We start from the raw sequence: 20,354 nt of genomic DNA, 5'->3' as shown, positions 1-20,354 counted from the left end.
GTGGTATGATAAAACAAGTTATTGCTATGGAAAGGGTTTTAGAGAATTTGGATTTAATTTTAAAAGGGGAATGTAGTGTATGACAATAAAAATTGTAACCGATTCAACATGTGATTTATCAGATGAATTAATAAAGAAATACAAAATAGAAGTAGTTCCATTGTCCATCTCCGTTGGAGGACAAACGTATCTAGATGGAGTAGACATTACAAAAAAAGAATTTGTAAAGTTGCTTACTTCTTCTGACGAATTACCTAAAAGTTCACAACCTTCTGCTGGTTCATTTGAAGCAACCTATCGAAAATTGTTAGCAGAACCTGGTACGAGCCATATTATCTCCATCCATTTAACAGAGGGAATGAGTGGGACTGTTAATTCAGCAAAAGCGGGTGCTGATTTAGTAGGTGACCAAATCACTGTTATTAATTCTAAATATATCTCTCATGCTTTAGGATTTCAAGTCATTGAGGCAGCTGAAATGGCTCTAGAAGGTCGAAGTCTAGAAGAAATCGTCGACCGTCTTGAAGAGATAAGAAAACACTCGTCCCTTTATATTATGGTCGATACATTAGAGTATTTAGCAAAAGGTGGACGAATTGGCCGAGGGAAAGCAATGTTAGGATCTCTCCTTCGTATTAAGCCAATCGCTTCTTTAGCAGATGGGGTATATACTCCTGTTACCAAGGTGCGTACACATATGCAAGCAATTGAATATTATAAGAAGCAATTTATTGAGGAGACAAAGGGATTAAAGGTGAAAGCGATTGGTATTGCTCAAGTTGAAGCGGATGCTTTAGCGAATAAGTTAAAAGATGCGTTACAACAAATTAACTCTATCCCTGTGACAATTACGGAGACATCTCCGGTTATTAGTACACATACTGGTCCTGGGGCGATCGCGTTAATGTACTATACAGATGAAAGCTAATAGCAGTTGAAAAAGAGCTGAATTAGAGGGAGGGACCTCTAATTCAGCTCTTTTTATTAGAAAGGGAGAATCACCCTTTCTCACGTTTGTTTTTTTTAGCCATTTGAATATAAGTGAAAACTAAACATCCTGTACCTAGAATTGAACAAATGTACTGAAGTAGTCTCATTGTTTCCATAAAAAGTTTATACCTCCTGTCTATTTTACTATTGCTTACCTTGCAAATGTTATACATCAACAAAAAAGGAATCGCTTACATCATTAGCGAATAACTTGATATAGAAAGAAGTGTGAGAAGGAGGTGGGAAAGGTGAGTAGTATAACTGAATTAAATCAATTTATTACAAGGGTAAATGCAAATCCAGAACATATTCAAGCTGAGAAGGATCGTATTTTTCAATTAGAATTAACGGAAGGAGACTTCTTTCAAATTCAATTAAAAGAGGGCAAAGCCCTTATTCATGAAGGTACTCCAAATCAAGCTGATGTTTCTTTGAAGCTTTCTAGAAAACATTTATCAAAATTGTTAAATAATGATTTAAATGCAACGATGGCTTTTATGACTGGCCAATTAAAGGTAGATGGTAAAGTAGGTTTAGCCTTGAAACTGCAAGAAATTGTCAAAAGCTATCAATCGGTATAATAAATCAAAAAGGGAGGCTAAGTTAGTTGATTGCCTCCCCTGTTAATGAGACTACGTTAGAAAAATAGCATAAGCGATCCCTACAACACCAATTATGGCCAACGTGTATACAGGCTTCTTAGGCATTTCTCCGTCTAATTCCATTGCTTTCCCAAACATATAAAACACAAGTGGATGGACTAGAAATGGCATTGAGAAAATAAAAGGGATAAGCAATGCAGCATCTGTTCCAAACATCCCACCTTGTATTGCAGCAAAAAGACCGAAGTGAGAAATGGCTGATGTTTGAGCCATAGCGGAATAATCAAAAGACATTTGGCTTAAACTTAACAGCGCTAGTCCCCCAAAAACGGCACAAATCTGCCATCCAAATGAAAATTGCATAAGTGCTTTTACTTCTTTCCTATCCTCGTTTTCAGCTTTTCTTAAGTGAAAAAGTGATAATCCCGTTAAAGCGATTCCAATTAGAACGAGAACCACTGTTGGAACGACCCACAAAGATCCTCTTTCTGCACTAATAGCTAAGATTGAAAATACAAAAATATGTCCAAAGAACGGGATGTTAATCATGATCGGTGCTCGCTTTGCTGCTACTTGACCAAAGTCACCAGCTGTACAAGCACCTGTTAAACCAGAATGAGATAATGAACCTGCCATACCTGGCGCTAAGTTGCGTGTGTGAGTCGTCTTTGCGAATAACATAACTAAAGAAATACCGCCAAACATCCAGAACAATTGACCGAAGAAACCGTAAAAGAGAACCGAGTTCATTCCTTCAATAGTAAATGCATCTCCAATTCGGGACCCACCTACCATAAAGTTTGCAGCTAATACCACTGGTATTCCAGCAAAAAGAAGGGAACGGACTGTTGGGCCAAAAGTCCATTGGTGAAAAATAGCTCCTAAAGCTGCAGAGATCATCATTGCAAAGAAGATTTGTGGAAGTGCAATGATTGACTGAAACCACTCAGCAATATAAAAGGAAACTAGTAAGATGATAATAATTAAACCAAGCTCTATAAGACCTTTTCGTATATAGAGATGTTTATCTTTTATTTGCGCGCGATTATCAATTAAGATAATTGCTAATACGATACCGATGTAAGCAATTAGGGGGTTGTAATTGGCAAGGCCATCTGCATTCTGACCTTGTAAGATCATCCGAGTAAAGCCTTCAATTCCAAGTAGTAGGAAAAAGGCTCTAATGATAAAAATTAATTGAGTACGACTCGTCCCTAATAACGTTTCCTCATCTGAAGGTACAACAATATCATCAACTTCAAGCTCAATGTTGCCTAAAATCTTTCGTAGCTCTTGTCCTCCAACGAAGAAGGAGACGATTAAGGCAATAATGGTTGTTCTAGACATAAGGTCAACAAATGGAAACTCGAGTAAGCCAGGGGAAGCGATGCCTACAGAAACTAAGATAAAACCGAGTAATAATCCAAATATAACAATGATTAGTACAGGTGAGAATCTCGTTCCGGCAACAATTGTTCGAGAAATTAATACCATTGGAACAAGAAAAAACAATAGAATCCAAAACTGATTAATGACTTGTAAATGGGTAACTTGTTCAACAATCTCCAATTTATTTCACTCCAGTAGTTAGAATAAAGTACGTATCATGTAACCATTTAGTTTGTGAAAACGTCTCATTAAAAAATAGAGGTGAGATCAATGCGTATTTGGTGGAAACTCATTTTGGTTACAATAACAATAGCAATAGTATTTGTCGTTGGGGGATGCAGTAACCAAGGAAAATCAACAAGCCCTGAATTTTTTGCTGAACCAGATTTAGCTACATTAGATCATTCCATTAGCTCAGAAGAGCACGAAGTTTTTGAATCAGAAACGATTTTAAGGACTGAAAACAGTAATTCGGAAGATCGTATGGTCACGTATCAAGGCAATGTGTTAGTTGAAGTTCAAGATTATTGGCACGCTAAGAACGAAATAGAAAAAAATGTTGAAAAAATGGGGGGCTATATTATACACTCCTCTCATCAAGAAATGGATAGTGGTGACCTCATAGGGACACTCGATGTTCGGGTACCGAAAACAGAATTTCAACCAATGCTTACGCAATTAGAAGATAAGTGGAAGGTTCTTGAGCAGCAAACAAATGGAATGGATGTAACAGAAGAATATGTTGATATAGAATCAAGGTTAAAATCGAAACACGTAGTGGAAGAAAGACTACTTGGATTTATGGAATCAGCTAATAATACAGAGGATTTATTGAATATTTCAAATGAATTAGCGAGAGTTCAAGAAGAAATAGAACAGTTAGTAGGAAGGAAGCAATATATTGAAAATCAAGTTGAATTCTCGACACTTACGATTTCCATACGTGAAGATAAGCTCTCGGCTCGTATACAAGGAAATCATCTTAACACTTGGGAAAGGTCAAAAAAACTTTTCATTCAAACAATAAATGGGTTCATTAGCTTTTCTTCAAATGCAGTTGTCTTTTTGATTGGTCTTAGTCCAGTCTTTCTTTTGCTATTCGTTTTAACGATTCTATTCTTATACAAAAGAAAAAGAAATAAGTAAGAAAAGAAGAATGAATAAAGAAAGCTGCTGCAACAAAAATTCCCTTTTGCATCAGCTTTTTCTAATTTTTGAAATAAAGCATTATGAATACTTCTTATTACGTCTTCACACGATAAGGGAGAGGTGAGATTGATGAATCGTCCAATGATAACAGCATTAGCCACAATCGGAATTGCACAAGTGTTGAAGATTCCAATAAATAAGGCACAAACAGGGGAGTGGGAGCCAAAGCTTCTGGTTGAAACTGGAGGTATGCCTAGCTCACACTCAGCAGGTGTTACAGCCCTAGCTACTTTTGTGGCATTAGAAAGGGGCATTTCTTCAGTTGACTTTGCATTATCAACTGTTTTCGGGTTAATTGTTATGTACGATGCTCAAGGAATAAGAAGGCAAACAGGAGAATTAACAATAAAAGTAAATGAGATGGACCTTGAGCTTGAGGAATTAACTGGTCTGCACAAAGATCAAATAATGAGCAAAGCACGCACGGATAAACTGCGTGAGAGGTTGGGACACTTACCTGAAGAAGTGTTAGGTGGAGCTATTCTCGGATTAATCACAGGAACTGTCAGTCATTTACTTACCCCCAAAAAAAGAATTAAATTATTTTGACAACCAACTCCTCTAAAGCATGACAAAAAAATGATCCAAGAGGTCGATATGACCTTTTGAATCATTCCAAATAATCTCAGATGGGCAATTTCCCGAATTGACTAAAATTCAACATTTTAACATGAGTTTTTTCATCATGACTACTTTAATTTGTAGAAGCTTTCAAAAGGTTGACATCAAGCGCTTGAATTAAGTACTTTTACTGGTTGGAGATTTTTTAATTACTTCGAGTAAGCCTCTAGAAATAATTTTCACTACAAAAACTAGGAAGAATGAGTACAACCATTTCCAACTACCTTTGAATTTAAGTGTATCTGTTTTCCTCTCAAGTAAAATTTCATAAATGGCTTGAGGAGTAGCGAAAAGTATAAGCTTACTTATTAATCCAGTTAGTCTAGAGTTATATGTTGATTGACAATACCAAATTGATAAGAAAGGGCAGACTAAGTAAACTACATTTATTTTGAACGTTTTTGGCATGAACCTTATTGGATATTCTACTTGTTTTGTTTCCACTAGAATTTTGTCAAATATGTAATTTACAATACAGTTAATTATATATAAAGGAAACCAAATTTTAACCGATGGCTTTTTAAATAAAGTAATTATCGATATAATACCGAAAATAAAACCGAATCTAATTATGGAGCGTTCAATCATAAGTAATTCCTCCTATTCTCATTGTATTATCAACTGAAGAGGGAGAATTATTCATTGGATAATCTGAAATCAAAATACATGGGCTTTTAAGGTGAAATTTTACTGTGTTGGAAGGTTAAATAGGATATAACAGATGATCAATTGTCATAAAATAAAGCAAATGATTCACAGTTAATCGCAAGGAGCTATGGAGAAACAAGAGTTTTCTAGCGGTGTTGGGGTGGGCATGGTAATAATGATGAAAAGTTTAAGGCTATAACTTAAATAGGAAATTAATCTGAAATGGCGCATAAGTTTTACGGTTTGGGACATACGCAAAACTTATTTACTTAACAAGCGTATTAACCCAAAAGTTGTTCGTTCAAGAGACTTTGACATAAAGACATTCGAACAACTTTTGGTATTTATGGACAGGCTACTTTAACTATAAAAAAAGCCGCGATTTACTAGATAAAAGCTTTAGCTAATTTTTTATCTAGTTTGTAATTTGATTACTTGCATGTATGACCCAAGAGGTCGAATATGACCCTTTTAAATCATTTCATTAATAACGTGAATTCCAAATAATCTCACCGGATTGATCTTCATAATCAACCTCAACATCAAAATCATGCTTTTCATAAAAATGGATGAGTCTGTCAAGATGGTCAAAGTCACGTTTGGCGAGGTCGCCTTTGATGTATTGGACGTTTTGTTCTTGTGCATGCTCTTTCAAATAATCCATGCAGATCGAGCCGTAGCCTTTATTTTCTTCGCCTTTAATGTCGCCTATGAAAATCGTTGATTGGTTTTCATATTTTGCCTGAATGGAGTAGTCCCAGCTTCCGCGGAATGCAGACTCGCAGTCATTTAGCATGATTTTACAGACATGGCCGTCATCTACAATGGACACAATCACCCATTTTTCTTTTATAGTTTGTTCAATCCCTAGAATTTGCCATCTTTTGGCGATTTCTTTCATGTTTTCTTGCATTCGAAATACTTGAAATTCTAGTTCTTCTAAATTTTGCTCTAACTCCTCTGGGTCCTTTTTAATAGAATCAGCCCCAAGTCTTGTTAAAAGCACTTTGATCACTCCTCTCTTAAACCATTTCATAAATCATATATTATAGATGAATACCTATTATTGTGCAAGGAATTGAAAAAAAGCCTCTCGAAAAGTCAATTTAACTTTTCGAGAAAGCTTTTGATTAGGTGAAACGATAAGTCCAGAAACGTTCTGTATGAAGCCATTCCATGGCAATTTTATCACCAGCTTTCCACTTGGGCTCCATTTCTTCTAACATCCAAGCCGTTTGAGAAAGGTGTGCCCTAATTGCATTTTTCTTTTGCTCGGCAAATGGTTCTATATTTATCATGATATCGGCTGGTCCGATTTCTTGTTCATGATTATTCGAGAAAGCGACACAGTGCAAATTCGGGCGGTCGTCTTTGTGCATACGTTGAATTGCACGAACAACGGCTCGAGCTGTTGCTTCATGATCTGGATGCACAGAGTGACCAGGATAAAAGCTAATGACAAGAGACGGATTTAGTTCCGTGATTAAAGATTCAATCAGTTGAGTCATTTTTTCGTCATCTTCAAATTCGATTGTTTTATCTCGGAACCTCAGCATTCTTAAATCTGAAATGCCAATTGCTTCAGCGGCTTTAAGCAATTCTTTTTTGCGAATCTTTGGCAGGCTCTCTCTAGTGGCAAATGGGGGATTACCTAGGTTACGTCCCATCTCTCCTAACGTTAAACAAGCGTATGTAATTGGGGTACCATTTGCAATATGCATTGCGAGCGTTCCGGATACGCCAAATGCTTCATCATCTGGGTGTGGAAAGACAACGAGAACGTGTCGTTCTTTATTCATTGCATGAGCTCCTTTCTATTCAAAAGGGGTTTTACTGATTTCCAGTGCAACTCCTAGTTTTCCATCATTTCCATGACCGGCCAATAACAGTCTGCCTAAATCATCGATTTCAAAATGTGTTAATCCTTCTGCATAAACCCAGCCTAATTCGATTTTGAGTCCGACTCGGAAGGGACCTTGTCCGATGATTTTGCCATGTTCATACTTAACTCTCGCATTACGAATATACGCACTTGCTGAAAAAAACGATTCATCAAAGTGTGATGCATACGCGCCATTTGTTGTTTCAAGATGTAAATATATGTCTTCATTCACAAAAGAGTTAATGGCCTTTTGGACAACATCGATTGTAATGACTTCCATAAACTTCCTCCTTTTTCATATGTGTAGCTCTAGTATAAAACAAATTAATTCGTTCGACCATTATAAGAGGCGTATAGTGATAACAATTTGCTTTCTATTAAAGAGAGTCTATATTTGTTACACTTAAGATATGGAAGTTTAGACATGTGTAAAGGAGGGGGAATCATTGAAAGATCAACCTGAAGATAACAAAGAAGAAGAGTATGTCCCAACTCCAGAAGACTTTCTATTTGATGAAGAAGAGTCAGAAGAAGATTTTAAAAAGAAAAAATCAAAAAAGAGGCTTTTTCGTTTAATTGGCATTTGCTTGGTTCTTCTTCTCCTTTTACAAGTAGCAAACATTTGGTTCAATTTATATTCATCAGATAATCGTGAGTTAGTTCGAACATCGGATGAGTTAAGCCAGTTAGAAAATATAAATGAATTTAAAGAAGCTGTTGTTACGATTCAAGGAAACGGAGGTAGAGGGACTGGTTTTAACATTCACCCTGAAGGACTTATATTAACAAATCACCACGTTATAGATAGTCGGGATCCAATTGCTGCTATCTTTCCAAATGGGGAAATATTACATGCAGAAGTAATGAAGTCTGATGTGGATTTAGATGTTGCCTTATTACGAGTACAAAGTGAAGAAGACCTCCCGTATTTGCGGTTTCAAATAGAAGATGCAAAGCAAAGTGAAAAAATATATGTGATTGGAAATCCATTAACACAAACTCAAATTATCAATGAAGGAGAAATTCTAAACAATGAATTCCCTTTTCAAGTCCTGAAAATTTCGAATGCCATTTTCCCAGGGCACAGTGGCAGTCCAGTCCTTTCACAAAAGGGGGAAGTTGTAGGTGTAGTGTATGCAAGAACGATTCCTTCTCTTAGAAGTGGCGAGGAAAGTGAAGGACTTGCCATTCCAATTGAACGTGTACTTGAAGTCTTTCCTGAATTAAAGGAGATTCATGTCCCGTAATAAAGGAACTCTCATTGTGTGTGGCGCCCTTATTATAAAATCTGTTGATGCCAGACAAAATACTCCACGAATCACAGTTTAATCCCCTTAATGTTAGACATGTTGATTCACTCAAAAACTAACTCCTAGCTTCAGGTTGTTATCTTGTACTAAACCTATATAGATTGAAATAGGATAATACAAGAAAAGGATAGGGGGGATGAGTATGTCAACAGGTTTATTTCTATATTTAATTGGGACGGCTTTGTTATTTATTTGCTACTATCTAGTCATTGTTTGTAACCGTGAAGAAGAGAAAATGAATACAATGATGACGACTATGGCTGGTGGAATGGCAGCAGGGGTTTTATATGGAACTTTACTGGGTATTTTATTTAGAGGAAATTTTATTGAAGCAACCATTTTAAGTATTGTCATTGGAATGACGATAGGGGCTTTCCTTGGTTTGCCAGCTCAATTACTAGCTTGTATAGAGGGTATGCTAGCAGGATTAATGGGCGGTATGATGGGTGCGATGGTAGGTGTAATGTCACCTGTTGGTCAAGAAGATACAATACTGAAATTTTTATATATGATTAGCTTAGTTATGCTACTATGCACAATTCGATTGTTTTACTCGCAAACTAAATCTCGTGTTTTACAATTTCTTCAAAATCCAATCATTGCATTATTAGTCGTATTGTTTGCCTTTTTAGTACTCGAGAAAGGCAGTCCCATTTTTCCGGTAGATCAAATGAAACCACATCTAGATCATCATGAAGTTTTAAATATGACTTTGTTTGACAAGAAGTAATTTATGTATAATAGTAATAGGAAGAAAAAGGAGAGGACGGTTGGCGATGTCAAAAGAAATTGAACTAAAAACAGTTGATCATCGACATTCTCGTGAGAAAGAGCAACTTATAAATCGATTAAAAAGAATTGAAGGTCAAGTCCGCGGAATTCAAAATATGGTTGAAAGTGATCGGTACTGTGTTGATATTTTGATTCAGATTTCTGCAATTAATGCAGCAATGAAAAAAGTAAGCCTGCAGCTAATGGAAAATCATACAAAACATTGTGTAGCAGGAGCTATACAAAAAGGAAATGGTGAGGAAGCAATCTCCGAACTTATGGATGTTATTGAAAGACTAACAAAAACGTAGGTCAAGCATTTTTATTGATTGATTACCCTAGGGTAGTATGGTAAAATGCAATTGATCAAACGAAAAAAGGTGATGAGATCATGGAAAAAGCAACAATTGAAGTAAAAGGAATGTCTTGTAATCATTGTGTTTCAGCAGTTGAAGGAAGTGTAAGTAAGCTTGATGGTATTCAATCCGTCAAAGTCAATCTAGAAAAAGGTCTAGTTGATGTTTCTTTTAATAATAAAGAGGTTTCTTTAAGTGACATTAAAGAGGAGATTGAAGATCAAGGATATGATGTTGTGTAATACAATAAACGTGCCTAATTTGGCGCGTTTTCTTATAACGTATTTATACCCTATAGGGGTAATGGGTGAGGTGGGAACAAATGTTTAAAGAGAAAGAGGTTACTTTTTCTATTTCTGGAATGACCTGTGCTGCTTGTTCAACTAGGGTAGAAAAAGGAATTAAAAGGATTGATGGAGTTGCAGATGCTAATGTGAACTTGACTACGGAGCGTGCCAGCGTAAAGTATGACCCTGAAGAAGTATCCGTCGATCAATTAACGAAAAAAGTAGAAGGTCTAGGATACCAAGTACGTGAGCTGAAGGCGGATTTCACAGTATCTGGTATGACTTGTGCGGCCTGTGCCAATCGGATTGAAAAAAAGTTAAATCAATTGCCAGGTATCAAGCAGGCAAATGTAAATCTAGCATTAGAAACGGCAAGCGTACAGTTTTTAGAAGGTGCAATTGACGTTCCAGATATGAAATCTGCTGTGGAGAAACTAGGTTTCGGGTTAAAGGAAAAAGAAAGAACGAGAGAACGAGAGAACTCGAAAGAGAAAGAGATGGAGAAGCAATTAGGTAAATTCTTGTTCTCCATAATTTTAACATTACCCCTTGTTTGGGCAATGGTCACTCATTTTGAATTTACATCGTTTATTTGGATGCCTGACATGTTTATGAATCCTTGGGTACAACTTGCATTAGCTACTCCTGTTCAATTTGTAGTCGGTTCACAATTTTATATAGGGGCTTATAAAGCACTACGAAACAAGAGTGCAAATATGGATGTACTTGTCGCTTTAGGTACTTCTGCTGCTTATTTTTATAGTATTTATCTTGGGTTTGAAGCAATGCAACTTGGAATCGTAATGCCAGATTTATATTTTGAAACATCGGCAGTCATTATTACTTTAATCGTATTAGGGAAGTTATTTGAAGTACGAGCAAAAGGGAAAACGAGCAAAGCAATTCAGAAGCTCCTTGGTTTAAAAGTGAAAAGCGCTACCGTAATTCGAAATGGAAAAATGGTTTCTGTACCGCTTGAAAATGTTCACGTTGGGGACCGACTTATCGTGAAACCAGGAGAGAAAATACCAGTTGATGGTTTGATTATTGCTGGACATTCTGCTGTTGATGAGTCAATGATAACAGGTGAGAGTATACCAGTAGATAAAGGAGAAGGAGATGAAGTTATTGGCTCCACTCTAAATAAGAATGGCTCTCTAACAATGATTGCTGAGAAGGTTGGAAAAGATACGGCATTATCACAAATCATTAAAATCGTGGAAAATGCCCAAGGCTCAAAAGCGAATATACAAAGGATGACAGATAAAGTTTCAGGGGTATTTGTCCCGGTTGTTGTTGGGATTGCGATAGTCTCCTTTTTCATATGGTATCTTTTTATTACACCAGGGAATGTTGGGCAAGCGCTAATTCCGACAATTTCTATTCTAGTTATTGCGTGTCCGTGTGCATTGGGACTTGCAACGCCAACTTCTATTATGGCAGGATCGGGTCGTGCCGCTGAACTAGGATTACTGTTTAAAGGTGGTGAACATTTAGAAAATACTCAAATGATACAGACCATCGTTTTAGATAAAACAGGAACGGTTACAAAAGGGGAGCCAACGGTAACGGATCTCTTACCTGAGGAAACATTTGATAAGAAAGAGCTATTAAAGTTAATTGCTTCGGCTGAGAGTAAATCAGAACATCCGTTAGCGCAAGCTATTGTAAACCAGGCAGAAAAAGAAGGACTTGTTTTATCAAATGTTGATCAATTCAAAGCAGTGCCAGGTCAAGGGATAGAAGCTGTTGTTGATGGTTATTCAATGTTAATTGGTACAAAAAAATTATTAAGTGAAGCAAACGTATTATTTATGGACGCAATAGAAGAAATGACCCGTTTGGAAAATGATGGTAAAACAGTGATGCTTGTTGCTATAGCTGGTCAATTTGCAGGTTTAATTGCGGTAGCTGATGTTGTTAAGCCCACATCGAAACAGGCAGTAGAAAGGTTGCATAACCTTGGACTTGACGTCATTATGTTAACAGGAGACAACGAGCGTACGGCTAAAGCGATTGCGAAACAAGTTGGGATCGATCATGTTGTAGCTGAAGTTCTTCCAGAAGAAAAAAGCGCTGCTATTGAAAAGCTTCAACGAAAAGGCAAGAAGGTAGCTATGGTGGGTGATGGATTAAATGATGCTCCAGCATTAGCTATAGCAGATATTGGTATGGCAATTGGAACAGGGGCGGATGTGGCTATCGAAGCAGCTGATGTTACCTTAATGCGCGGGGACTTAAATAGCGTAGCAGATGCAATTATAATGAGCCGCAAAACAATGGTGAACATAAAGCAGAATCTCTTTTTTGCTTTTGTCTATAACTCCGTAGGAATTCCGATTGCAGCAATTGGTTTACTTGCACCTTGGGTCGCAGGAGCTGCAATGGCATTTAGTTCTGTATCGGTTGTCTTAAATGCACTTAGATTGCAAAAAACGAACCTTTAAGTATGAAAGGGAGAGAGGAAAATGACAAAAACGGTTCGAACCTGGTTATTTTCTGCTATAGCGATCTTAGTAGCTGTAATCATAGGATATTATGTATTAACGGCAGAGAATGAACCTAATTTACATCAACATGGCTCAGTCATTAGTTCCAATTTAGGATAAGGAAAAAAGGGACTATTGAGAGACTTCATCTAGTCCAAGAAAAGAGGAATCAAATGATCTCTGGTCAAGAAAGAAAGCATATAAAGTCGGGAATAGAAGTTGATATTATCTTGAAGCAAGATCAACGTACTGGGAAAACAACGCGGGGAATTGTGAAGGACATACTAACAAAATCTCCTTACCACCCACATGGAATTAAAGTTAGATTACAAAATGGCCAAGTAGGAAGAGTAAAACAAATTATTGAAAGTAGTTGCTAATTATCTAGCAACTGCTTTTTTGTTATCAGTTATGGAAAAATTCAGAAAATAATTGACTTTACAATGTTTATTCAATACTATGAAAGAAAACTAAGATCAATTATGAATGAATGGGAGATGATAAAGATGAGTTTAGAGAATTCTTTTGATTTAGAAACACTAGCAATACATGCAGGCCAAGAAATTGATCCAACAACACATTCAAGGGCTGTCCCACTCTATCAAACTACATCATATGGCTTTAAAGATACGGACCACGCTGCGAATCTTTTCTCATTAAAAGAATTTGGTAACATATATACGAGATTAATGAATCCGACTACCGATGTTTTCGAAAAACGAGTAGCCGCTTTAGAAGGTGGAGCAGCGGCATTAGCAACAGCATCTGGACAAGCGGCCATTACATATTCCATTTTAAATATTGCTGAAGCAGGAGATGAAATTATATCAGCCACAAGTTTATATGGGGGACGTATAATCTATTTGCTACGACTCTTCCTAAGTTTGGAATTAACGTGAAGTTTGTGAATTCGGACGACCCGAATAACTTTAAAAAAGCAATAACAAATAAAACGAAAGCAATTTATGCTGAAACAATTGGAAATCCTAAAGGTGATGTTTTAGATATTGAGGCCGTAGCAAAAGTTGCACACGAACATAACATTCCACTAATTGTTGACAATACTTTTCCGAGTCCTTATTTGCTGCAACCAATTAAGTATGGGGCTGATATTGTTGTGCATTCAGCTACGAAATTCATCGGTGGTCATGGAACATCTATTGGCGGTGTGATTGTAGATAGTGGAAAGTTTGAATGGAATGCAACGAACAAGTTTCCAGGATTAACAGAACCTGATCCAAGTTATCATGGAGTTGTTTATACAGAAGCAGTCGGTCCAATTGCTTACATTATTAAAGCAAGAGTTCAATTGTTAAGAGATTTAGGAGCAACAATCTCACCGTTTAACTCTTTTCTATTATTGCAAGGTTTGGAAACGCTTCACTTGCGAATGGAACGGCATAGCTCGAATGCATTAAAGGTTGCACAATATTTAGAGCAACATGAACAGGTTGAATCAGTTAGTTATCCAGGACTAAAAGATCATCCTTCCTATCATCTAGCTGAGAAATACCTCTCTAAAGGTCAAGGTGCGATTTTGACCTTTGAAGTAAAAGGTGGTTTAGAAGCTGGTAAAGCGATCATACAACATGTCCAACTCTTTTCACACTTAGCGAATGTTGGTGATTCTAAGTCGTTAATTATCCATCCAGCAAGTACAACCCATCAACAGCTGTCAGAGAAAGATCAAGTTGCTGCAGGTGTATCACCGGGATTAATCAGATTGTCAATTGGAACAGAATCAGTAGCAGATATTATTAAAGATTTAGAGAATGCATTAAAAGCTATTTAGTCCTATTTTAAAGAGCCGTTGAGAACAATATCTCAACGGCTCTTTAGCTTTCACGCTAGAAAAATAATATCGCAGCAATTGTTGAGATAATTAAGCCGAGCATAACAGGGATGAAACTTTTTCGTACGAGTTCCATTACTGGAACTTTTGCAAAGCCAGCCACCGCTACTAGTGAAGACCAAGCGATTAACGTTCCTCCACCAACCCAAATGGAACCCATTTGACCAATTGCAGCTAGAGTCGCTGTATCCATTCCAACCGACTGTCCTAGTGCTCCAGACAATGCTCCGACTAGTGGTAATCCAGAAAACCCTGAACCATCTAATCCTGTAATCATCCCGATTAAAAGAATACCAAATGCTGCTAATATAGCACTTTCAGGTATAATTTGTTGACCTGCCTGAACAAGATCAAACAAGAATGTAGGAGCAGATTCTGCTTCGACTTTAAAAATACGAGCTGAAAATTCTCCGCTCCCAATAAAGAAGAAACCAGCGATTGGAATAACAGGCCCCATTGCTTTAAAGGCAAATAGGAAGCCTTTTACAAGAAAATCGCTTACATTTGGTAACGATTTACGTATGTTGTAAAAGAATGTTGCAGCAATGAGCAAAAGAAGCGCTGTTCCTCCGATTAATGATGCGCCAGCGCCCCCTCTAAACCAGGGATGGATTCTGTAAACATCGATAAAATCATGTAAATGACGATGAGGAGAAAGGAAAGCGGAACAATAAATGCAAATAGAACACGTTCTTTTTTTGATTGTTTTGGCACAACGGACTTTTCCTCGAGTTCCATTCCGCTACTTTTTTCCCATGTTTGCAAATGTTGTTTTGAAGGCTTCTGAATGGATTTTCTAATTGAAAAGTATGCATAAGACAATGCAATTGCACCTGTAATAATTGAAAGAACTAAAGCACGGTTGGCTACAGCATCAACGGATACACCTGCGGATGTTGCATTTAGCATCGGAGCAATCTTAATCATGTAATCTGCAGATAAAGCCATTCCCTGACCGGCTAAAGATATCGCTATCGCTGCCCCAATTGGTGGAAGACCTGCACGAATGGCAACTGGAATAAGCAATGCTCCAATTAATGGGACTGCTGGAGTTGGCCAAAAGAAAAGAGAAATTGCATATGTTACACCAACAATTACCCAAAATGAAATATGACCGTTTTTCATGAACTTCTGAAATGGTGTAATCATTTGTTCATCTGCACCAATTGCTTTTAATGAATGAAGGAGAGCAGTCATTATAGCAATGATAAGGAATATATTAAAAAGCTCACCAGCTGCTGTTAAACTAGCTTCAAAAATGGTTTGTAATCCACTTGAAAAAGAGCCTGAATAGACCCAACCTACAAAGAACGTCATTAATACGGCAGGGACTACAACATTTTGTCTAAATAACATTGTCAAAATAATCACAAATGTACCTATTAAATAGATCCAGTGAGGTGCTGTTAATACCATTTTCTTTCAACTCCTTTCATCGGTCATTTACCGATTGTTTAGATACTATATGTTAAGGAATAGGCAAGGGTGTAAAAATGAGAAGGAAACTTTAATATTCTTATTTGAAAATAATTAGGTAGGCGAAATAAAGTAGTTGATTGTAAGATTTAATCGGTGTATGATTTGAAATGGTAAAAGGAAGAGTTGACGATAATAACGAGGTTGTCATCATGAATTTATTTTAATGTAATCTAAGCACACGATAATAGATTTTAAAACGTAGAACGGTTGTTTGCTATTGATTATTTGATTTCTTTTATAAATGCATAATTAATGTCATACCAAGAAAGTAGTGTTTTTATGAAACAAAAAATACAAAGTGAAAAGCTTGGAAACGAACCAATCCCAAAATTATTAAAAGATTTATCAATTCCGGCGATGATTGGCATGTTTGTGATGGCTTTATATAATGTCGTAGATACGATTTTTATTTCATATGGAGTAGGGATAGAAGGTGTAGCAGGAGTTACGATTGCCTTTCCGATCATGATGATTATGATGGCCGTATCGGTAGCAATGGGAATTGGTGGTGCTTCGGTTATCTCAAGAAGGTTAGGAGAGAGGCGGGAACAAGAAGCAAACCATGTTTTTGGAAATATAATTTCTGTTATCATCATTATCAGTTTAGTTGGTATGATTGCAGCTTTTACGATTCTTGACCCGATGCTACGTTTATTTGGAGCTACAGATGCCATCATTTATCATGCATCAGCCTATATGTTTCCAATCTTACTTGGAACCTTTTTCTTTTCTTACGCATTTGCAACAAACAATATCGTTCGTTCTGAAGGAAATGCGAAGTTTGCGATGATGACAATGATTATTCCAGCTGTCATCAATATTATCCTGGATCCTATCTTTATTTTTTGGCTGAATATGGGCGTTCAAGGTGCAGCGATAGCGACGGTTATTTCACAGGCATCAGTCACAATAGTTATTCTAAGATATTTCTTAACAGGGAAGAGTTCCTTACAGGTCCATGTTACTGATTTAAAAATAAAACTGAAAATAGTAAAAGAAGTGATCGCTGTAGGATTACCTGCCTTTGCCCAACAAGCAGCGGGAAGTGTTATGATGGTCGCAATAAATACGATGCTTGTCAAATTCGGTGGAGATTTTCATGTTGGAGTATTTGGCATCATCCAACGGATTATCATGTTTACTGTGATGCCAATGATGGGTGTTATGCAGGGGATGCAGCCAATTGTTGGTTACAATTATGGGGCTAAAAATTTTGCGAGGTTACATGAAACGGTTCGGCTAGGCTTGAAAGTAACCGTCTTAATTTCCTTTTTTATTTTCGCGCTAGTTATGCTCGTTCCACATTGGTTAATGATAATTTTTACGTCTGACCAAGTGGTTATAGAAGAAGGGGCTAAGTTTCTTCGGATTATGTTTTCTGCTGTGTTTTTAATTGGAGTACAAGTAATTGGAAGTGGGTTATATCAAGCTTTAGGTAAATCGAAGCAAGCTCTAATCCTCTCCTTATCAAGACAATTTGTTTTCTTAATACCACTTGTATTAATCTTGCCGCACTATTTTGGGGTTTATGGCGTTGTACTTGCTTTTCCGATCTCTGATTTCTTTGCCTTTCTGCTCGCGGGAGCATTACTTTACCGAGATAGAGAGACTTTCTTTGGTAGCAACAACAAAGATGGTAATCATCCTTCTGTATCTGCAACATCAAATTCCTCATAATCCCTCGATCCTAAACACAGTATAATCATTAAAGTTAGATATATGAAGTCGGCTTCTTTGTAAGAACGCCGACTTTCATTGTAGAAAGGTAGAAAAAAGATGAGTAATTTTCAAAATATAGGAATTAGTCAAATGTTAGTTGAACAAATGAAATTATTAGGAATTACAGATCCGACAGAAATACAAGAAAAAGCTATCCCTCTCGTGTTGAAAGGTAAAGATGTGATTGCTCAATCACAAACAGGTACAGGGAAAACATTTGCTTTTCTTTTACCAATTATTGATTCCATTGATTCCAATGATCGGTCTGTACAAGCTCTCATTATTGCACCAACTAGGGAATTAGCTCTTCAAATTACGTCGGAAGCCCAGAAGTTACTTGAAGCCTATCCGGAATGCCATGTTCTTCCTATATATGGAGGGCAAGATGTAGAACAACAATTAAGAAAGCTTGCAGGTGCAATTCACCTTATCATCGCGACACCAGGTAGACTTCTTGATCACATTCGTCGTGAAACGGTAAGTTTACACAACGTAAAAAAGCTAGTGTTAGATGAAGCAGATCAAATGTTGCATATGGGCTTTTTAGGTGAAGTAGAGAAAATCATTGAACAAACATCAAATGATCGACAAACTTTGTTATTTTCAGCTACGATGCCAGAAGAAATTCGTCAACTCTCTAGCAAATATTTAAAGAACCCTGAACACCTTTCAATTAAAAAAAGAAGCATGATATTAGACGAGATTACACAAATTGTCATTAAGACGACAGATCGTGGCAAGCAGGAAGCTTTACGAGCAATTATTAAAGAGGAACAACCGTTTTTAGGGATTATCTTTTGTCGTACGCAAAGAAGAACGAATAAATTATATGAAGCATTACACGAAAAAGGATATTTAGTCGAAGTATTACATGGTGGATTGTCCCAAGCTAAGCGAGAAGAAGTGATGAGTATGTTTCGTGAAGCTAGAGTACAATATTTAGTTGCTACAGATGTGGCAGCTAGGGGGTTGGATGTGGAAGGTGTAACACATGTATTCAATTATGATATTCCACATGATGTCGAAAGCTATATACATCGGATTGGACGAACAGGACGTGGGGGAGAAGTTGGGCGTGCAATTACATTTGTGGCTTCAAAAGATCGACATTACTTAGACCTAATTGAAAAAGGAATTGGAAAAAAATTAAATGACAGATCTCATAATGTAGGGAAACCTTTGCATCAAACCAGATAAGAAAAGGATATGATAGATATTCTTACTAACTTGTAGCTGAATATTGAAAATTCAGTTAAAGTTTAACTATCTTTCGTATAACCTCAATAATATGGATTGGGGGTCTCTACTTTGGAACCGCAAATTCCTCGCTACGAAAAATGTGCATGGGCACATTTTTCGTAGTTTTTTTGTATCTATTACTAGTGAGGTGATGAACATGAGCAAAGTTTTAATTAAGCAAGCTGAAGTTGTTACAATGAATGAGAAAAATGAGATAGTAAAATGCGATATACTGATTGAACACGACCGGATTAAAGAAATAGGAGTAGATTTGAAAGTAAATGATGTAGAGAAGGTTATTGATGGAAGGAATAAAACTGTCATTCCTGGTTTTGTTCAAACACACGTACATCTATGTCAAACTCTTTTTAGAGGTAGAGCTGATGACTTAGAATTAATGGATTGGTTAAAGACACGTATATGGCCGCTTGAAGCAGCTCATGACGAGGAATCATTGTATTATTCTGCTTTGCTTGGATTAGGAGAGTTAATCCAAAGCGGTACGACATCAATTGTCGATATGGAAACTGTTCACTTTACAGATTTAGCGTTTCAGGCGATCGCTTCAAGTGGGATTCGTGCATTATCAGGTAAGGTGATGATGGATAAAGGAGATGAAGTCCCAATAGCCTTGCAAGAATCGACTGAACATTCGATACAAGAAAGTGTTGATTTATTAGAGAAATGGCATAACTTTGATCACGGCAGAATTAAATATGCTTTCTCACCACGTTTTGTCATCTCTTGTACAGAGACATTACTTAGGGAAGTTTCAACGTTATCTTCCTCGTATGAGGTTAATGTTCACACTCACGCTTCTGAAAACCGAGGAGAAATTCAAATAGTAGAAGAAGAAACGGGAATGAGAAACATAGAGTACTTAGATTACTTACAGCTGGCAAATCAACGTCTTATTTTAGCTCATTGTGTCTGGTTAAACGATCGTGAAAAACAAATTATTAAAGAAAGAGGAGTTCATGTCAGTCATTGTCCAGGTTCAAATTTAAAATTAGCTTCTGGAGTTGCGGAGATTCCAAGTTTGCTACATCGTGAAATCTCCGTTAGTCTTGGTGCCGATGGAGCACCGTGCAACAATAATTTAGACATGTTTAATGAAATGCGTTTAGCAGCTTTGATTCAAAAGCCTGCGAATGGGCCAACATCAATGGATGCCAGAACGGTATTAAAAATGGCTACAATTGGCGGAGCGAAAGCAATCGGGTTAGGAGACGAGATAGGTTCAATTGAAGTTGGCAAAAAAGCAGATCTTATCATCCTTAATTTAAATGATTTTCATACGTATCCTTCTTATGATGTTGATCCAATCTCTAGAATTGTGTATTCTGCAACACGAGCTGATGTTGAGACATCGATTATAAATGGGAAAATCGTTATGGAAAATAGAATTTTGAAAACGATTGATAAATCAATAGTACTTAAAGAGGCCAATGGCTCAATCAAAAGAATGATTAAGAGGATAAGTGAGCTCACGTAACTTTAAAGCATATTTG

General features: G+C 36.9%; 21 protein-coding genes, 1 pseudogene and 1 riboswitch. Of the genes and pseudogenes, 15 read left to right on the top strand and 7 right to left on the bottom strand.

The features are described from left to right. Nucleotides 1-79: 79 nt before the first annotated feature. Both BkAM31D_RS12170 and BkAM31D_RS12165 read left to right on the top strand, forming a co-directional pair. Nucleotides 80-928 (top strand): DegV family protein, encoded by an 849-nt coding sequence (locus BkAM31D_RS12170; RefSeq protein ID WP_066149498.1) that lies wholly within the window; start codon nucleotides 80-82, stop codon nucleotides 926-928. 310 nt (nucleotides 929-1,238) lie between these two features. Then, nucleotides 1,239-1,571, top strand: coding sequence for an SCP2 sterol-binding domain-containing protein (locus tag BkAM31D_RS12165; RefSeq protein WP_066149495.1), 333 nt, complete (start codon nucleotides 1,239-1,241; stop codon nucleotides 1,569-1,571). A gap of 51 nt (nucleotides 1,572-1,622) precedes the next feature. Here BkAM31D_RS12165 and BkAM31D_RS12160 read toward each other — a convergent pair whose 3' ends face one another. After that, the gene (locus BkAM31D_RS12160) at nucleotides 1,623-3,161 is read right to left on the bottom strand and encodes a hypothetical protein (RefSeq protein ID WP_066149492.1); all 1,539 of its coding nucleotides are present in this window, start codon (nucleotides 3,159-3,161) and stop codon (nucleotides 1,623-1,625) included. A gap of 90 nt (nucleotides 3,162-3,251) precedes the next feature. Here BkAM31D_RS12160 and BkAM31D_RS12155 point away from each other — a divergent pair, with 90 nt between their 5' ends. After that, entirely contained in the window at nucleotides 3,252-4,127 is an 876-nt protein-coding gene (locus BkAM31D_RS12155; protein ID WP_066149489.1) for a DUF4349 domain-containing protein, read from the top strand. 132 nt (nucleotides 4,128-4,259) lie between these two features. Continuing rightward, nucleotides 4,260-4,739 carry a divergent PAP2 family protein gene (locus tag BkAM31D_RS12150; RefSeq protein ID WP_066149486.1) on the top strand — a complete coding sequence of 160 codons (480 nt, stop codon included), beginning with the start codon at nucleotides 4,260-4,262 and terminating at the stop codon, nucleotides 4,737-4,739. A 189-nt stretch (nucleotides 4,740-4,928) separates the two neighbouring features. Here BkAM31D_RS12150 and BkAM31D_RS24870 read toward each other — a convergent pair whose 3' ends face one another. From BkAM31D_RS24870 to BkAM31D_RS12130, 4 genes are all read right to left on the bottom strand, one after another. Further along, entirely contained in the window at nucleotides 4,929-5,399 is a 471-nt protein-coding gene (locus tag BkAM31D_RS24870; protein ID WP_066149483.1) for a CBO0543 family protein, read from the bottom strand. A gap of 544 nt (nucleotides 5,400-5,943) precedes the next feature. After that, a complete protein-coding gene (locus tag BkAM31D_RS12140) occupies nucleotides 5,944-6,465 on the bottom strand; it encodes a GNAT family N-acetyltransferase (RefSeq protein WP_157076735.1) in 522 nt (173 codons plus the stop codon). 124 nt (nucleotides 6,466-6,589) lie between these two features. Continuing rightward, a complete protein-coding gene (gene bshB2, locus BkAM31D_RS12135; protein ID WP_066149477.1) occupies nucleotides 6,590-7,258 on the bottom strand; it encodes a bacillithiol biosynthesis deacetylase BshB2 in 669 nt (222 codons plus the stop codon). Nucleotides 7,259-7,273: 15 nt separating this feature from the next. Further along, nucleotides 7,274-7,621: a YojF family protein gene (locus tag BkAM31D_RS12130; protein WP_066149474.1), complete on the bottom strand. Its 348-nt coding sequence runs from the start codon at nucleotides 7,619-7,621 to the stop codon at nucleotides 7,274-7,276. A 166-nt stretch (nucleotides 7,622-7,787) separates the two neighbouring features. Between BkAM31D_RS12130 and BkAM31D_RS12125 the strand changes: the two genes are divergently transcribed. The 8 genes and pseudogenes from BkAM31D_RS12125 to BkAM31D_RS12095 all read left to right on the top strand — a co-directional run bounded on the left by BkAM31D_RS12125 (nucleotide 7,788) and on the right by BkAM31D_RS12095 (nucleotide 14,346). Next, complete coding sequence (locus tag BkAM31D_RS12125) at nucleotides 7,788-8,588, top strand: S1 family peptidase (RefSeq protein ID WP_066149471.1); 801 nt, start codon at nucleotides 7,788-7,790, stop codon at nucleotides 8,586-8,588. Between the two features lie 205 nt (nucleotides 8,589-8,793). Beyond that, nucleotides 8,794-9,381, top strand: coding sequence for a hypothetical protein (locus BkAM31D_RS12120; RefSeq protein ID WP_066149468.1), 588 nt, complete (start codon nucleotides 8,794-8,796; stop codon nucleotides 9,379-9,381). A 46-nt stretch (nucleotides 9,382-9,427) separates the two neighbouring features. After that, entirely contained in the window at nucleotides 9,428-9,733 is a 306-nt protein-coding gene (locus tag BkAM31D_RS12115; protein ID WP_066151057.1) for a metal-sensing transcriptional repressor, read from the top strand. Nucleotides 9,734-9,813: 80 nt separating this feature from the next. Then, entirely contained in the window at nucleotides 9,814-10,020 is a 207-nt protein-coding gene (gene copZ / locus BkAM31D_RS12110; RefSeq protein WP_066149465.1) for a copper chaperone CopZ, read from the top strand. A gap of 80 nt (nucleotides 10,021-10,100) precedes the next feature. Beyond that, a complete protein-coding gene (locus BkAM31D_RS12105; protein ID WP_066149462.1) occupies nucleotides 10,101-12,512 on the top strand; it encodes a heavy metal translocating P-type ATPase in 2,412 nt (803 codons plus the stop codon). Between the two features lie 21 nt (nucleotides 12,513-12,533). Beyond that, nucleotides 12,534-12,674, top strand: coding sequence for a hypothetical protein (locus BkAM31D_RS23580; protein ID WP_157076734.1), 141 nt, complete (start codon nucleotides 12,534-12,536; stop codon nucleotides 12,672-12,674). Between the two features lie 56 nt (nucleotides 12,675-12,730). Beyond that, entirely contained in the window at nucleotides 12,731-12,934 is a 204-nt protein-coding gene (locus BkAM31D_RS12100; protein ID WP_066151052.1) for a YwbE family protein, read from the top strand. 126 nt (nucleotides 12,935-13,060) lie between these two features. Continuing rightward, nucleotides 13,061-14,346, top strand: a pseudogene (locus tag BkAM31D_RS12095) (homocysteine synthase). 55 nt (nucleotides 14,347-14,401) lie between these two features. Here BkAM31D_RS12095 and BkAM31D_RS24710 read toward each other — a convergent pair. Together BkAM31D_RS24710 and BkAM31D_RS24705 are read right to left on the bottom strand one after the other, a co-directional pair. Further along, a complete protein-coding gene (locus BkAM31D_RS24710; RefSeq protein ID WP_306807387.1) occupies nucleotides 14,402-14,959 on the bottom strand; it encodes a hypothetical protein in 558 nt (185 codons plus the stop codon). Between the two features lie 20 nt (nucleotides 14,960-14,979). Next, a complete protein-coding gene (locus tag BkAM31D_RS24705) occupies nucleotides 14,980-15,822 on the bottom strand; it encodes a hypothetical protein (protein WP_306807386.1) in 843 nt (280 codons plus the stop codon). Nucleotides 15,823-16,164: 342 nt separating this feature from the next. Between BkAM31D_RS24705 and BkAM31D_RS12085 the strand changes: the two genes are divergently transcribed. From BkAM31D_RS12085 to BkAM31D_RS12075, 3 genes are all read left to right on the top strand, one after another. Continuing rightward, nucleotides 16,165-17,562 (top strand): MATE family efflux transporter, encoded by a 1,398-nt coding sequence (locus BkAM31D_RS12085; RefSeq protein ID WP_066149453.1) that lies wholly within the window; start codon nucleotides 16,165-16,167, stop codon nucleotides 17,560-17,562. A gap of 99 nt (nucleotides 17,563-17,661) precedes the next feature. Next, nucleotides 17,662-18,801, top strand: a complete 1,140-nt coding sequence (locus BkAM31D_RS12080) for a DEAD/DEAH box helicase (RefSeq protein WP_066149450.1) — start codon at nucleotides 17,662-17,664, stop codon at nucleotides 18,799-18,801. 53 nt (nucleotides 18,802-18,854) lie between these two features. Further along, a riboswitch (purine riboswitch) is annotated at nucleotides 18,855-18,955 on the top strand. Between the two features lie 45 nt (nucleotides 18,956-19,000). Further along, complete coding sequence (locus BkAM31D_RS12075; protein WP_066149448.1) at nucleotides 19,001-20,338, top strand: 5'-deoxyadenosine deaminase; 1,338 nt, start codon at nucleotides 19,001-19,003, stop codon at nucleotides 20,336-20,338. Nucleotides 20,339-20,354: the final 16 nt, after the last annotated feature.

It is taken from the genome of Halalkalibacter krulwichiae (assembly GCF_002109385.1).
Taxonomy (GTDB): domain Bacteria; phylum Bacillota; class Bacilli; order Bacillales; family Bacillaceae_D; genus Halalkalibacter; species Halalkalibacter krulwichiae.
The sequence above is the reverse complement of the archived record's forward strand: the minus strand, read 5'-3'. Positions and strand labels throughout refer to the sequence as shown.